Source organism: Arthrobacter sp. UYCu723, from assembly GCF_054059215.1.
This window is the reverse complement of the sequence record NZ_JBSSBW010000001.1, coordinates 908,885-923,041: the sequence shown is the minus strand read 5'-3', so window position 1 is coordinate 923,041 and position 14,157 is coordinate 908,885. Positions and strand designations below refer to the sequence as shown.

Below are 14,157 nucleotides of genomic sequence, written 5' to 3'. Positions count from 1 at the left end.
TATTCGTCCGTTGAGAGGCGTGAAGAAAACCTGAAAGGGCAAGCTCTCGGGTTTCTCCCCTAAAATGATGAAGTTGCCACCCAGTGGACCATTCCAGGCCGATCGACCCGAGGAACCAATGAGCCCCGCAAACGAACCCCGTCAGTCCAAAGCAGAGCGAACTGCCGCGGCCCGCGAGAAAGCCCGTGAAATCCGCGAGGCGCAGCTGAAGAAGGAAAAGCGGAACAAGCTGCTGATCGGCTGGGGCATTGTTGCCGCCGTCGTTGTCATTCTCGCCATCGTGGCGCTGGTGGTCACCTCCAGCATCAAGAACAACGCCCCGGTCGCGGATGAGGGCCCCACCCCGGCCAACGGCAACATCCACGGTGGCGTCACCCTGCTGGCGAATACCGAGGTTGCCAAATCGGACCCGGCCACAGTCAAGCTCGCCGATGTTCCCTCCGCGCCGGCCACTCCGCCGGCAGCGGTCACCGCGCCCGGCGCCGAGCCTGAGGCGGGCAAACCGGTCAAGGTGGTCCTCTACGTCGACTTCATCTGCCCCGTGTGCAAGAGCTTCGAAACGCAGTACAACGAGTCCCTGACCAAGCTGCGCAATGAAGGAAAAATCACGGTGGAATACCGCCCGCTGGGCTTCCTGGACACCCGGTCCACCACCAACTACTCCTCGCGTGCGGCCAACGCTGCCGCCTGCGTCGTGAACGAGTCCCCGGAGAAATACGCGGACTTCGTCAACGCGCTCTTCGAAAAGCAGCCCGCCGAAGGCGGCCCGGGCCTGTCCGATTCGGAGCTGAAGAAGATGGCTGCCGACGTGGGAGCGAAGAGCATCGACAAGTGCGTGGACGACAAGACCTACCGCCCGTACGTCAAGTACTCCACCCAGGAAGCCTCGGCCATCGGTGTCACGGGCACGCCCAGCGTCTTCGTCGAAGGCAAGCAGTGGGGCAAGGGCGACAGCGCCCAGACCCCGTTCGAGGAGTTCCTGACGGCAGCAATCGACGCCAAGAAGTAACAGCAGCACCTGACGGCAACAACAGTCGGCCCGTTCCCGGATTCGTCCGGGTACGGGCCGACTGTTTGGTTTCAGGCAGCGGCATTGCCCTGGTTTTTACCACCGGGGGTCCGTGGGCTAACCTTATCTAGCGCCAAGGCGCCGGCCCCTCAAAGCGGCACGGTTCCGCTCGGCACGAAGGAATGCCTCCTTAGCTCAGTTGGCCAGAGCACCGCTCTTGTAAAGCGGGGGTCGTCGGTTCGAATCCGACAGGGGGCCCTACGAACCCCTCCTCCCGGCAATCTTGCCGGAAGGAGGGTTTTTTCGTGCCCGGAAATGGTCCGCCGCGGGCCGGGAGCCTGGAACTCAGATGCAGGACTTGTTGTAGTCGAACCCGCCCGAGATGTACTGGGTCATGGTGACTTTCCCGCCGCCTGTCAGCGGCGCTGCCGAACACATGCTGCTGGCGTTTGACAGCGAGCTCGCGCCGGCGAGCCAGCTTCGCTGGGCGTAAAGGTTGCTGGTCGAGGGCACCGCGCCGACGATCTGTGCCCACTGGTAGCCGGTCGAGTAGAGCCCTGTTTTGGCGCCGATGCTGGCAAAGTAGGCGGCCATGCCCTCCAGGTCTGCCCTGTTGGCGGCCTTGTTCGTTGACCAGGAGTTTTCGGTCTCGACGTCCAGCCACCAGATGTAGGAGGCCGGGTTCTTGATCCCGCGGATGTTGGCGTCGTCATAGGCCTTGGCGTAGCCGTACATATAGGAGCAGGCCGTGCCGACCGAGCCCTTGGTGCAGTTGCCGTACGGGTTGGCCACGGTCTTCCCGGCATAGGTGTTGCTGGTGGGCCACCAGGAGCCGGCGGTGCCAGGGTTTCCGGTATTGACGTACAGGGCCACGAGGGGCTGGCCGGTCCCGCCGGTGGACGTGGCGGCCCAGGACAGCTGCGTGGCAAGGCACGGGTTGGTGTTGTTCGCCAGGCCGTTGTTCACGCCGATGATCGCGAAGCTCTGGCCCTTGGGCAGGGGTTTGCCGCATTGCGGCCAGGACACGTCGACGCCGGGTCCCGCGGGCTTGACTGCTGCTGTCCCGGCCGAAGTCTTCGCGGTGCTGGTGTAGCCGGTCTTGGTTCCCGTGACGGTGACGGTGAGGGTCTTGCCAGCCTGGGCAGTGGCTAGTTTGTAGGTGGCGGCGGTCGCGCCGGCGATGACGACGCCGTTGGCCTTCCACTGATACTTCAGGGTGACGGGTGCCGGTCCCCAGGAGCCCGGGACTGCGGTCAGGGTGTAGCCGACCGTCGTTTTGCCGGCGATCGTCGGCACGGGAACCGGCCCGAGCGAGCCGGCGGCGGTGGCGGCGGTGGCGGTCGAGGTCTTCTCGGTGGTGGTGTAGCCGGTCTTGGTTCCGGTGACGGTGACGGTGAGGGCCTTGCCCGTCTGGGCCGCGGCCGGTTTGAAGGTGGCGGCGGTCGCGCCGATGATGACGACCCCGTTCGCCTTCCACTGATACTTCAGGGGGACGGGCACCGGACCCCAGGTGCCCGGGACGGCGGTCAGGGTGTAGCCGACTTTGGCGGTTCCGGTGATCGTCGGCGCCGGGGCCGGCTTCAACGGCGGCGCGGACGCTTCACGTACCGCCGTCGTTGTGTCCGCCGCCGCGGATGCGGGGGCAAGCGGCGCCAGGGAAAGCGTCAGGACCACAACGAGGAACAATCGAATCGATAGAGGCCGGACGCGATCGAATAGCAGCATAAAAACTTCCCCCAAATTGCCGCGCCCGGAACGGGCTGCGCTAGAGCCCGCAGAAATGCAGACAGCGTGAATCTAGCACGTGGAGTTGTTCCAAAACATATCTTGGTGGTTTCACTCGGTTCCCATTGGCCGGGCATCGGATTTCCGCGGCGGTCGGCTGGTCTTTGACGCGCGGACAGGCGCGGTCAGCGGATAGCGCCTGCGCCGTCCCCGGAGCTGCCGTCGAAGAAACGTGGGTAGCGCCTCCAAGTAGCAGCCTCGGGTTGTCTGGGTGAAGTGGCCGCCGTAGCAGGCGTAAGAGGCCGCGGCGGCCTGCGCGCGGCCGGTCTCAGTCCACCGGCAGGAGCCAGGTCAGGTCCGAGCCGTCGCCTTCGATGTGGCGGGCAAGTTCTGCGTTGAACGTACGGCCGTACTCCGCGCCGATGTGCTCCTGGAACGCCGCCTCGTCCCGGTAGACCTCGAAGACAAAATACTTCCGCGGATCCGTCTCGCGCGTGCACGGCAGGAACAGGACATTGCCGGGTTCGCTGCGGACGTTTTCGGTAAGCTCGCGCATCATGTCGGCGACTCTGGCTTCGCTGCCTGATTTGACGGTGAATTCCGCGTACAACGTTCTGGTCATGGTGTGTCCTTGATCTGTAGGGTTTGTCCGCAGCCGGGTGGTGGCTTCAGTTTGGCGGCCGGAGCTCGCCGGAGCCCCGGGGTATCAGTTCGGTGGGGACAACGTAGGTCCGGGGCGGGACGTGGTCGCCGTCGATCCTGGCCAGCAGCCGCTCGGCAGCAAGTTTGCCGATGCGCTCCGGGTGCTGGGCGATCACGGTGATGCCTGGATCCATCATGTCGGCCAGGGAGAAGTCGTCGAAGCCGACCAGCGCCGTGCGCTTGCTCAGCCCTAGATCTTTCAGCGCGCGCATGGCACCGAAGGTGACGAGGTTCTGGCTGGAAAAGATCGCCGTGGGGGGATCATCGGAGCCGAGCAGCGCGTGCGCCGCGCGGCAGGCCGATTCCTCATCGTGCAGGCCCTCGAGGACGGGAATGGTGGAGATGGCGATGCCTGCCCGGCCGAGTTCTTCCGTGAATCCCCTCCGGCGTTCCCGGGCTGTCTGGATATCGGTACGGTCGCCAAGGTAGGCGAGTTTCCGGTGGCCGTGGCTGATCAGATGCGCGGCCGCCCTGGCCGCGCCGGCGGCGTTGTCAGTGACGACGGCGTCCGCTTCGATGCCCACAGGTTCACGGTCGATGAAAACCATGGGCAGATCCCTCGAATGCTCCGGAATGACGTAGGCCTGGCTCTTGGCGATGGGCGTCAGGACCAGGCCGTCGACGCGGCGTCGAAGAAACGCAGCAACGAGGGTCTTCTCCCGCTCGGGATCGTCATCGAGGCTGGCCGCGAACACCGCTATCCCGCGGGCGGCCAGTGCGTCTTCAATGGCCCGGTGGATTTCCCCGCTGAAGGGGTTGGCCACGCTGGGCAGCAGCAGGCCGATGGACAGCGTCCTGCGTCCGGTGCGCCTCAGGCTGCCTGCCGCTATGTCCAGTTGGTAGTTCAACTGCTCGGTCGCCTTCAGGACGCGGAGCCGGGTGGCCTCTGTGACGCCCGCCTCGTCGTTCATTACCCGGGAAACGGTCTTGGTCCCTACCCCGGCCAGTGCGGCCACGTCGCGCATGGTGGGGCGGTTGTTAGCGGGTTCGGCCCGGTAACGATTCGACATCGTTGTCAAAGAACTTCTCCTTAGCCTGATCCACTGCTTGACTCGGCTGTGTGATCCTGATTACATGCTACCTGACATCGTTGTCAGGCACAGAGTGTGCCACCCGAAAACAGGAGATTCAATGTTGAGTTCCAAAACCCCCCGGTCCAAGGCTACTCGTCTCCTCGCCGCCGGCGCGGTCCTGACCCTTGCCGGGCTGGGCCTGACTGCCTGCGGCGGAACTTCCGCCCCGGCCGCGACCGGAACCGCTGTCGCCGCGGAGAAGGTCGGTATTTCGCTGATCGTCAAGACCACCACGAATCCGTTCTTCGTGTCGATGCAGGACGGTGCCAAGAAGGCCGCGGAAGCGGACGGAGTGGATCTGAAGCTGGCCGCCGGCAAGGCCGATGGCGACGAGGACACCCAGATCCAGGCGATCGAGAACGCCATCTCCAAGGGCGACAAGGGCATCCTGATCACCCCCAATGGCCCCTCCGTTGTTGACGCGTTGAAGAAGGCCAAGGATGCCGGGCTGTTTGTCATCGCGCTGGACACCCCTCCGGACCCGGCCGACGCCGCGGACATCACCTTCGCCACGGATAACTTCGCCGCCGGCGAACTGATCGGGAAGTGGACCGCGGCACAGCTGGACGGGAAGAAAGCCACCATCGCCCTGCTTGACCTCTTCGATGACAAGGTCGTATCCGTCGACTACAACCGTGACCAGGGATTCCTGACAGGCCTGGGCATCGACACGGCAGACAAGAAGAAGAACGGCGACGAGGCCAAGACCGGAAAGTACACCGGCGGCAAGGGCGGCGACTACGAGATCGTCGGCAGCCAGGCCACGCAGGGTGCCGAAGACGGCGGCCGCACGGCCATGGAGACGCTGCTCTCCAAGAACCCGGCCGTGAACGTCGTTTACACGATCAACGAACCCGCAGCGGCAGGGGCCTTCGAGGCCCTGAAGTCCGCCGGCAAGGAAAAAGATGTCCTGGTCGTCTCTGTTGACGGCGGCTGCGCCGGCGTCAACAGCGTCAAGTCCGGCATCATCGGCGCAACCGCGCAGCAGTACCCGGTCAAGATGGCCGAGCTGGGAGTGAAGGCTATCGTCGAACTCGCGAAGACAGGCAAGAAGCCGGCCAACTCCGAAGGCCTGGACTTCTACAACACCGGCGTCGAGCTCGTCACGGACAAGGCCGCCAGCGGCGTCAAGAGCATCGGCACCGCGGATGCATCGAAGATCTGCTGGGGCAAGTAACCCGCACCGCCTACTGGCGCCGGGGCGGCGCGTGGCACGCCCGCCCCGGCACCCTCCCCTTAGCAAACGCAAAAAGCAACCGAACATGGAAGTTCAGGAGCAATCGTGACCCAGCAACAAATGGCCGGTCCGCCCGGTACCCGGCATCCGGATCTGGCCGAGGAATTCCTCGACCGCCAGACGCCCCTCAGCCGCATCCGCAACGTCCTCCACCGCTACCCGGCGGTCAGCCCGGCCATCGTCCTGCTGGTCGCCGTGATCGTGTTCGGACTGCTCAACGACAGATTCCTGCGCGTCGAAAACCTCTCACTGATCACCCAGCAGGTCGCCGTCGTCGGAACCCTGGCCATCGCCCAGACCCTCATCATCCTCACCGCCGGGATCGACCTTTCCGTTGGCGCCGTGATGATTCTGTCCTCCATGGTGGTCGCACAGCTCGCCGTGAGCAACGGCGTCCCCGCCCCGCTCGCACTGCTGGCAGGGCTTGTTGTCGGCCTCGCTGCAGGGGCACTGAACGGATTCCTCGTCACCCGGCTCAGGCTTCCCCCGTTCATCGTCACGCTCGGCACACTGAACATCTTCATCGCCCTGACGCTCCTGTACTCCAACGGCGCCACTGTCCGCGGCTCGAGCATGCCGGGGCTGCTCACCTGGACCGGAAGCACGTTCCCCGTCGGCCCGGTCCGGATCTCCATCGGCGTCGTACTGATGCTGCTCGTCTACATCGCGGTCGCGTTCATCCTGGGCAAGACCGCCTGGGGACGCCACGTCTACGCCGTCGGCGACGACAAGGAAGCAGCCCGCCTCGCCGGAATCGCGGTCAACAAGGTCCTGATGAGCGTGTATCTGGCCGCCGGAGCCGTCCTGGCCGTCGGCGCCTGGATCCAGATCGGGCGCACCAACGCCGCCAGCCCCAACGCCGGGATGGACCTGAACCTGGACTCCATCACCGCCGTCGTGATTGGCGGCACCAGCCTCTTTGGCGGCCGCGGCTCCGTCTGGGGCACCCTGCTCGGCGCGCTGATCGTCGGCGTGTTCCGCAACGGTCTCTCCCTCGCCGGCCTGGACATCTTGTACCAGACCCTCGCAGTGGGCGTTCTCATCATTCTCGCTGTGTCCATCGACCAGTGGATCCGAAAGGTCAAGTCATGACCGCCACAGACATCTCCTCCGCCACGCCCGGAACACGGCAGCCGATCCTGCAGGCACGGAACCTCGTCAAGACCTTCGGGCGCGTCGTCGGCCTGGACGGCGTCAGCCTGGACCTCTACCCGGGCGAAGTGCTTGCCATCATCGGTGACAACGGGGCAGGAAAGTCCACCCTGATCAAATGCCTCACGGGCGCGGAAATCCCGGACTCCGGAGAGCTGACCGTCTCCGGGCAACCCGTCCACTTCAAGCGACCCCAGGATGCCCGCATCCACGGGATCGAAACCGTTTACCAGAACCTGGCCGTATCACCGGCCCTCGATGTCGCATCCAACCTGTTCCTGGGCCGGGAAGAACGGCTGCCGGGTCCGCTCGGCAAGCTCTTCCGCATCCTCGACACCAAGGGCATGCGGAAAAAGGCCAAGGAAGAACTGGCACGTCTGGGCATTTCCACCCTGCAGGACGTCACCGTGCCGGTGGAGAACCTGTCCGGGGGCCAGCGCCAGGCCGTCGCCGTTGCACGCGCCGCAGCCTTCGGATCAAAAGTGGTGGTGCTCGACGAACCCACCGCGGCCCTGGGGGTCCGCGAATCCAACCAGGTTCTGCAGCTGGTCCGCGACCTCAGGGACCGCGGCCTGCCCGTGATCCTGATCAGCCACAACATGCCCCACGTCTTCGACGTGGCGGACAGGATCCACATCCAGCGTCTGGGCAAGTGCGCGGCCACCATCACTCCGCAGTCCCACACTATGACCGACGCCGTCGCCATCATGACAGGCGCCGCCACGGCCTAGAGGCCGGCTGCACCTGTTTGATTGCATCGCCCCCACCCTCTTCGTCCGCGGACCTGTCAACCGGTCCGCGGGCGGACCCATCTGCGGCTTGGAACGGCGAAACCCCAGAACCCCAAGAAAGACAGAAAATGAAAAACACCGAGCCCGCGAGTTCCGCACGGAACATCTTCGACGCCATCGTCGTAGGCGAAGCCCTCATCGACATCGTCACCTCGGCCGACGGCACCAGTGAACACCCCGGCGGATCACCGGCCAACGTCGCCTACGGCCTCGGACGGCTCGGCGTGAGCACCGGACTGCTGACAGCCATTGGCGACGACGAACGCGGCGGCGAGATCGAGGCACACCTGCGCGCCGGGGGAGTGGTGCTTTTGCCGGGTTCCCATTCCCTGGCCCGCACTGCGTCAGCCACGGCGACCCTCGCTGCGGACGGCTCCGCCAGCTACGAATTCGACATTGACTGGAAACTGCCTCCCGTCGCCCCCGCCCACCTCCCTCGGGTGCTCCACACCGGGTCAATCGCCACCTTCCTCGCGCCGGGAGCCGGCACCGTCAAATCACTTCTGGAACAATCCCACCGCTCCTGCCTGGTCACCTACGACCCCAACATCAGGCCCGCCCTGCTCGGCAGCCATGCGCAAGCCCAAGGCATCTTCGAGGACCTCGTCCCACTCACGGACGTCGTCAAACTCAGTGACGAGGACGCCCTGTGGCTCTACCCCGGGAAGACCCTTGAAGACACCGCCAGGCATATCCTTCGCCTGGGCGCCGATCTGGCCGTCATCACCCAGGGCCCGGAAGGGTCGCTCCTGGCCACCGCCGCAGCAGAGCTGAGCGTCCCGTCGGTGAAATCCCAGGTCGCGGACACCATCGGAGCCGGCGACTCCTACATGGCGGCGCTGATTCTGGGGCTGCTTACACGCGCCGGCGAGGGACTCGGCCCCGAGGTCCTGGATCGGCTGGGCCGGACAGCCTCTATGGCAGCAGCGATCACGGTACGCCGGCCCGGAGCGAACCCCCCGACGCTGGAGGAACTGGAGCACCATCTGCAAGCACCTGAGGCGGCGGCGCACGCACACGCCTGAAGCCAGGGCACGCCGCACGGCGTTTAACGCCGAACGGCCTTGCCCCGGATTCCCGGGGCAAGGCCGAACATGGGCTCTCGGAGGCGGCAGGCTATTCCGGGACCACCAGTGCCGGTGTGTCCTGCCGGATGGTCTCGCCGCGGAAGAAGGCCGGCCGGAGCCGCGCCATGAGGATCATGAACACCCCTCCAAGCGCTAGGACGCCGATGCCCAGCACAAAGACCAGTCCCACACCGAGGAACTCCGATCCGCTGCCAAACTCTGGCGCCCAGCTGTCCACAGCGGTCTGCAGGAACACCACGAACAAGCCGGCCCCGCCCAGCAACGGGCACAGCAGCCGCAGAAAGAAGTGGCGGGCGCTGCTGAAGACACTTTCGCGGAAATACCAGACGCACGCGAAGGCCGTCAGCCCGTAGTAGAAACAAATCATCAGGCCGAGCGCCAGAATGGTGTCATTGAGGACGTTTTCGCTGATCACGTGCATCACGGCGTAGAAGCCTGCAGAGACCACTCCGGCTGCCACGGTGGCGAATCCGGGGGTGGAAAAGCGCTTGCTGACGTGGTTGAACGGCTTGGGCAGCGCGCCGTAGTGGGCCATCGCCAGGAGGCTGCGCGAGGGCGACGTGAAGGTTGACTGCAGCGAGGCCGCCGAGCTCGAGAGCACCGCGAGTGACATCAGGATGGCGAACGGCCCCATGATGGGGGACGCCAGGGCCGTGAAGATGTTCGCCTGGTTGTCGGCGTTGGTCAGGCCGATCCCGGCGTCTCCGATCCCGGCGAACATCATGGTGGCGATGGTGACGACGAGATAGATCCCCAGGACCACGACGGCGGTCAGGGTTCCGGCGATGCCTGCGGTCTTTTTGCCGTTGGAGGTTTCTTCATTGACCGTCAGGCAGACATCCCAGCCCCAGTACACGAAGATGGACAGGGAGATACCGGCCGCGATCTGGCCGAAGGTCTGAATCTTGGTGACGTCGAACCATTCCCAGCTGAACGGGATGGCCGTTTCCGAGGTGGACCAGTTGGCGAAGGCCATGACGACAAACAACCCCAGGACCAGCAGCTGAAAGCCGACCAGCCCGTACTGGACCAACTTAGTGGTGTGCAGGCCGCGGTAACTGATCCAGACGGCCAAGGCGACGAACACGAAGCAGGTGAGGACGTTCAGGGGTTTGTTGGCTGCGAGATCGGCCAGCTCCGGAGCACCGGTCAGCTGCGCCAGGAAAAGGTAGAAGAAATCCACCGCCACACCGGCCAGGTTGGATAGCACGATGATGTTTGCCGCGAGCAGCCCCCAGCCGCCCATCCAGCCCACCCAGGGGCCGAATGCCTTTGTGACCCAGGTGAACGTGGTGCCGCTGTCCGGGGAGTCGGCGTTGAGTTCCCGGTAGGCGAGGGAAACGAGGATCATCGGGATGAAGCCGATCAGGAAGATCACCGGCAGCTGCAGCCCGGCTTCGCTGACGGTCGGGCCGAGGGCGCTCGTGAGGGTGTAAGCGGGGGCGATCGTCGAGATCCCCAGGACCACGACGGCGAGCAGGCCAAGCTGTCCGCCTTTCAGGCCTTTTCCGGTGATGCCGTGGGCTGAACCGGCGGCGTCGGTGACGGCTGCGCGGTCAGGCGTGGGGGTCTGGCGGCTGGTTTGAGTCATGTCCGGCCCTTTCTAGGAGGCAGCAGGTTGCTGTTGGGTGATGCAGTGGATACCGCCCCCCCGGGCGAAGAGCTCGCGGGCGTCGATGCCCACAACCCGCCGGCCGGGGTAGGCGTCTGCCAGGATGCGGAGCGCCTTCTCGTCGTTGGGATCCGAGAAGGTGCAGGCTATGACGCCCCCGTTGACCACCAGGTGATTGATGTAGCTGTAGTCAACGAACCCCTCCTCATCGGAGAGGGCCAGGGGCGCGGGGACTTCGATGATGTTCCACTCCCGGCCGGCGGCGTCCCGCGTGGTGGACAGGAAGCTGATGATGTCCCGGCTGACCTCGAAATCCGGGTGCTCCGGGTTCTGCTGCGAATGGACCAGCAGCGTGCCCGGGGACGGAATGGCGGCCACGATGTCCACGTGTCCGCGGGTGCCGAATTTTTCCGAGTCCCTGGTCAGGCCGCGGGGGAGCCAGATGGCGTGGGTGGCGCCGATGGTCCGGGCCAGTTCGGCTTCGACGTCCGCTTTGCGCAGCCCGGGGTTGCGCCCGGGGTCCAGCTGGACGGTTTCGGTGATCAGCACGGTGCCTTCTCCGTCGACCTGGATGCCGCCGCCCTCGTTGACGAGGGCGGAAGGAATATGGGTCGCCTGGGAGCGGCCGGCCACCTCCGCGGCGATCTTGGAGTCCTTATCCCACGATGCCCACTCCTGGGCTCCCCAGCCGTTGAAGACCCAGTCCACAGCGCCGAGGTTTCCGTTGCCGTCCAGCACGAAGCTGGGGCCGATGTCGCGCATCCAGGCGTCGTTGAGTTCCGCGGTGAGCACCTCGACGCCGGGCCGGAGGTAACGTCCGGCGATATCGACGTCGCACGGGTTGACGACGACCGTGACCGGCTCGAAGTCGACGACGGCGTTGGCGACGGCGGCCCAGGCGGACCGGGCGGCGTGGGCTTCTTCGGCTGACTCACCGAGGGTGTAGCCGCCGGTGGGGAAAGCCATCCAGATCCGCTCCTGCGGCGCGGTCTCGGCGGGCATGTGCCAGGCGCTCATGCTGTCACCTCGAGGTACACGGGTGCCTCGCCGCCGAGCGGCGCTTCCCGGCGCACGGGATGCGTGAGCCGGGCGTAGGTGTCCGGGCGGCGGGTGGCCAGGAACGGAAAAAGCGTCAGCCAGTCCCGCCGCTGGTCCAGGTCCAGGTCGGCGACGAGGACGGCGGACTCATCCCGCGGGGCCTGGACGAGGACCCGGCCATAAGGGTCCGAGATGAAGGACGAGCCGTAGAAGTTCAGTGTCCCCTCGTTGCCCCAGCGGTTGGGGGCGACCATAAAGAGGCCGTTGGCGATGCCGTTGCCGACAATGACTTGCTGCCAGAGCGGCTGGGTGTCAAAGTCCGGATGGTCCGGCTCCGAACCGATGGCCGTGGGGTAGACCAGGATTTCGGCGCCGCCGAGGGAGTACAGGCGGGCGAGTTCCGGGAACCACTCGTCCCAGCAGGTGGGCATGCCCAACCGTGCCCCGCCGAGTTCGGCCGGGGCATGGACCTCGTAAGCGTCGTCGGAGGAGGGACCCTGGCGGAAGAACTTGTCCTCGAAGTACCCGGCCGTAACCGGGATGTGCAGCTTGTGGGTGCGGGCCAGCAGATCGCCTGCCGGGGACACCAGAATCGCCGTATTCAGTCCAAGGCCGTCGTCCGAGCCGTCCGGGTTGTCAGCACGCTGGTACAGCGAGGCATGGATGCAGATCCCGTGGCGGCGGGCAGCCTCGGCAGCGAAACGGAACGTGGGCCCGGTCAACAGATCTTCTGCTGTGTCCGAGGGGCGCGGACGCACCGCTCCGGACCGCGAGATGTCGTTTTCGGGAAGCGTAGCGGCTGGATAGCGGGAGAGCGTGAGCTCCGGGAGGAAGACGACGGTGGCTCCCAGCCGGGCTGCGCGCTCAATTCCCTCGTCGAGTTCGGCGCGGAGGGCGGCCATGTCCGGGTGCCAGCGGTGCTGGACCACCCCGACGCGGAGGGCCGGGCGTGTTGACGGCTCGGTCCGGGCCAGCGAAGGCGGTGAATTCAGGCAGGTGATTTCGATCATTTGGCTACTCCAGTGAGATGGGCGTCACTAAATGAATGACGTTCATTTCATACTGACGTGGATGGCATCGGAAGGCAAGGACTAAATGAATAAAGTTCATTTTGTTACGGCGGCACGCGTTCCCGGCGGTGGCTGGGCGGGGCGCCCGGTCCGCCGGGACGTTAGGCCCTAGACCCCACAAAACGGTGGGCGGAGTCTGGGCGTATGACTGAAACGAATCCGGAAAAGACGCCGGACATCAAGTCCACCCAACTCCACGAACAGCCGACCGCCGTCGTGCGCGAAACCGTCCCGATGACTGCCCTGCGCGAGTTCTTCAGCAGGGCCTATGCTGCTGTGATGGGCGCCGTGCAGCAGCAGCACGTCCAGCTGGCCGGGCCACCGTTTGCGCTCTACCGGGGGATGCCCACTGACGTCGTCGACGTCGAGGCGGGTTTCCCGCTGGCCGCGCCCTACCCGGGCACCGCCGAAGGTGGTGTGACGGCCGCGTCGCTCCCTGCCGGCCAGGCGTTCGAGGCGATGCACATCGGATCGTACGAGACCCTGGAGAACACGTATCACGCGCTCATGGCGCGGATGGAAGCCGAGGCGGTGACACCCGCGGAGAAGATGTGGGAGTACTACCTCAGCGATCCGGCGACCGAGCCGGACCCCTCAAAATGGAAGACCCTTGTCGTGTGGCCGGTGGCCTGAGAGGCGGTTCAGGCGCTGGATGAACGGCGCTGCCGTACTAGCCGGCGTCGATCTTCTCAAGCAGCTCCTTGGCGGCTTTGGCGATGTCGTCGTGACCGTGTTGCACCGCGCGGCTCTCCAGGGAAATGACGGCGCACCGGTGGACCTTCCTGAAATCTCCGAAGGGGAAGGTCACGCTGCCTTTGGTCCCCGCGGACGCCTCACGGTCAAGGCCCAGGTGCCAGCTTGAGAACCCCGGAAACCCGTGCTTTTCGATGTACGTGTTTTCCTGCGCGGCCGACGGCGCGTGTTCGCTCCAATCGTCTCGTTCGTCCCGCTGGACATGTCCTTCCTTGATCAGCTTTTTGGCGTGTTCCAAGGCCTCCTTATTAAGTTTCGTAGCCATTTGAAACAACCTCTTCGACTCGTGTCCGGAATGCGGCTGCGCCGGTGTTCCAAGCCTAAATCCCGCTCGGCTGGACCGCCACAGCCGGCGTCCGCCAGTCGGTGGGCAATGGGCCGGGCGACGCAAAGTGTCTGTTTGAACACACTATGCTCCAACTCCATGCATAATGACCTAAACTGCTTCACTGAGGTGCCTGAAATGGCGCTGCGCAGCAACGAAAGTGAACCCCGACATGGCTACCGATTACGACGCCCCACGCAAGACAGAAGAAGAGTCCCCCGCTGAATCGGTGGAGGCCCTTCAGGCATCCCGCGGCGGCGGCGCCCAGACCGCCATTATTGACGTCGATGAGAACGACACGGCTGAAGGCATCGACCTTCCCGGTGCCGATCTCTCCGGCGAAGAGCTGACCGTCATTGTTGTTCCCGAGCAGTCCGATGAATTCACCTGCTCCTCCTGCTTCCTGGTCCGTCACCGGTCCCAGGTGGCCAAGGAAAAGAACGGCCTGAAGTACTGCCGCGACTGCGAAGGCTAGGGGACTTTCCAGCGCGCGGCACCCACTTCAGAGCACAAACAGTATTACCCAGCAAAGCGTCGGCACCCCAGCGGGGTCCGGCGCTTCGTTGCATCCGGCGCCCCGCG

The 14,157-nt window shown here is 65.1% G+C and carries 14 protein-coding genes and 1 tRNA gene; 8 read left to right on the top strand and 7 right to left on the bottom strand.

The features are described from left to right. Window positions 1-118: 118 nt before the first annotated feature. Both ACVWZ8_RS04130 and ACVWZ8_RS04125 read left to right on the top strand, forming a co-directional pair. Window positions 119-1,009, top strand: coding sequence for a DsbA family protein (locus tag ACVWZ8_RS04130; protein ID WP_456503882.1), 891 nt, complete (start codon window positions 119-121; stop codon window positions 1,007-1,009). A gap of 184 nt (window positions 1,010-1,193) precedes the next feature. Beyond that, window positions 1,194-1,267 (top strand) — tRNA-Thr (locus tag ACVWZ8_RS04125). Window positions 1,268-1,354: 87 nt separating this feature from the next. On the opposite strand, the gene ACVWZ8_RS04120 is transcribed toward ACVWZ8_RS04125, so the two are convergent. The 3 genes from ACVWZ8_RS04120 to ACVWZ8_RS04110 form a co-directional block, all read right to left on the bottom strand. Continuing rightward, entirely contained in the window at window positions 1,355-2,734 is a 1,380-nt protein-coding gene (locus tag ACVWZ8_RS04120) for a hypothetical protein (protein WP_456503881.1), read from the bottom strand. 328 nt (window positions 2,735-3,062) lie between these two features. Further along, the gene (locus ACVWZ8_RS04115) at window positions 3,063-3,356 is read right to left on the bottom strand and encodes a putative quinol monooxygenase (protein WP_426976095.1); all 294 of its coding nucleotides are present in this window, start codon (window positions 3,354-3,356) and stop codon (window positions 3,063-3,065) included. 46 nt (window positions 3,357-3,402) lie between these two features. Then, window positions 3,403-4,401: a LacI family DNA-binding transcriptional regulator gene (locus ACVWZ8_RS04110; RefSeq protein ID WP_426979807.1), complete on the bottom strand. Its 999-nt coding sequence runs from the start codon at window positions 4,399-4,401 to the stop codon at window positions 3,403-3,405. Between the two features lie 166 nt (window positions 4,402-4,567). On the opposite strand from ACVWZ8_RS04110, the gene ACVWZ8_RS04105 reads away from it, so the two are divergent. From ACVWZ8_RS04105 to ACVWZ8_RS04090, 4 genes are all read left to right on the top strand, one after another. Further along, on the top strand, window positions 4,568-5,686 hold the full coding sequence (locus ACVWZ8_RS04105) for a substrate-binding domain-containing protein (RefSeq protein WP_456503880.1): 1,119 nt from the start codon (window positions 4,568-4,570) through the stop codon (window positions 5,684-5,686). Between the two features lie 105 nt (window positions 5,687-5,791). Next, window positions 5,792-6,838 carry an ABC transporter permease gene (locus tag ACVWZ8_RS04100; RefSeq protein WP_426976097.1) on the top strand — a complete coding sequence of 349 codons (1,047 nt, stop codon included), beginning with the start codon at window positions 5,792-5,794 and terminating at the stop codon, window positions 6,836-6,838. After that, window positions 6,835-7,629 carry an ATP-binding cassette domain-containing protein gene (locus ACVWZ8_RS04095; protein WP_426976098.1) on the top strand — a complete coding sequence of 265 codons (795 nt, stop codon included), beginning with the start codon at window positions 6,835-6,837 and terminating at the stop codon, window positions 7,627-7,629. The genes ACVWZ8_RS04100 and ACVWZ8_RS04095 overlap by 4 nt, the downstream gene beginning before the upstream one ends. A 128-nt stretch (window positions 7,630-7,757) precedes the next feature. Then, window positions 7,758-8,714, top strand: a complete 957-nt coding sequence (locus tag ACVWZ8_RS04090) for a carbohydrate kinase family protein (RefSeq protein ID WP_426976099.1) — start codon at window positions 7,758-7,760, stop codon at window positions 8,712-8,714. A gap of 91 nt (window positions 8,715-8,805) precedes the next feature. On the opposite strand, the gene ACVWZ8_RS04085 is transcribed toward ACVWZ8_RS04090, so the two are convergent. The 3 genes from ACVWZ8_RS04085 to ACVWZ8_RS04075 are packed head-to-tail and all read right to left on the bottom strand — an operon-like array spanning window position 8,806 to window position 12,437. Continuing rightward, the gene (locus ACVWZ8_RS04085) at window positions 8,806-10,368 is read right to left on the bottom strand and encodes an APC family permease (protein WP_426976100.1); all 1,563 of its coding nucleotides are present in this window, start codon (window positions 10,366-10,368) and stop codon (window positions 8,806-8,808) included. A gap of 12 nt (window positions 10,369-10,380) precedes the next feature. Continuing rightward, window positions 10,381-11,406: an agmatine deiminase family protein gene (locus ACVWZ8_RS04080; protein WP_426976101.1), complete on the bottom strand. Its 1,026-nt coding sequence runs from the start codon at window positions 11,404-11,406 to the stop codon at window positions 10,381-10,383. Beyond that, window positions 11,403-12,437 carry a nitrilase-related carbon-nitrogen hydrolase gene (locus ACVWZ8_RS04075; RefSeq protein ID WP_456503879.1) on the bottom strand — a complete coding sequence of 345 codons (1,035 nt, stop codon included), beginning with the start codon at window positions 12,435-12,437 and terminating at the stop codon, window positions 11,403-11,405. The genes ACVWZ8_RS04080 and ACVWZ8_RS04075 overlap by 4 nt, the downstream gene beginning before the upstream one ends. A 204-nt stretch (window positions 12,438-12,641) precedes the next feature. Here ACVWZ8_RS04075 and ACVWZ8_RS04070 point away from each other — a divergent pair, with 204 nt between their 5' ends. Beyond that, window positions 12,642-13,130, top strand: a complete 489-nt coding sequence (locus tag ACVWZ8_RS04070; RefSeq protein WP_426976103.1) for a GyrI-like domain-containing protein — start codon at window positions 12,642-12,644, stop codon at window positions 13,128-13,130. 37 nt (window positions 13,131-13,167) lie between these two features. On the opposite strand, the gene ACVWZ8_RS04065 is transcribed toward ACVWZ8_RS04070, so the two are convergent. Continuing rightward, the gene (locus ACVWZ8_RS04065; RefSeq protein ID WP_456503878.1) at window positions 13,168-13,515 is read right to left on the bottom strand and encodes a hypothetical protein; all 348 of its coding nucleotides are present in this window, start codon (window positions 13,513-13,515) and stop codon (window positions 13,168-13,170) included. Between the two features lie 232 nt (window positions 13,516-13,747). Between ACVWZ8_RS04065 and ACVWZ8_RS04060 the strand changes: the two genes are divergently transcribed. Further along, window positions 13,748-14,050, top strand: a complete 303-nt coding sequence (locus tag ACVWZ8_RS04060) for a DUF4193 domain-containing protein (RefSeq protein ID WP_354247890.1) — start codon at window positions 13,748-13,750, stop codon at window positions 14,048-14,050. The last annotated feature ends 107 nt before the right edge of the window (window positions 14,051-14,157 follow it).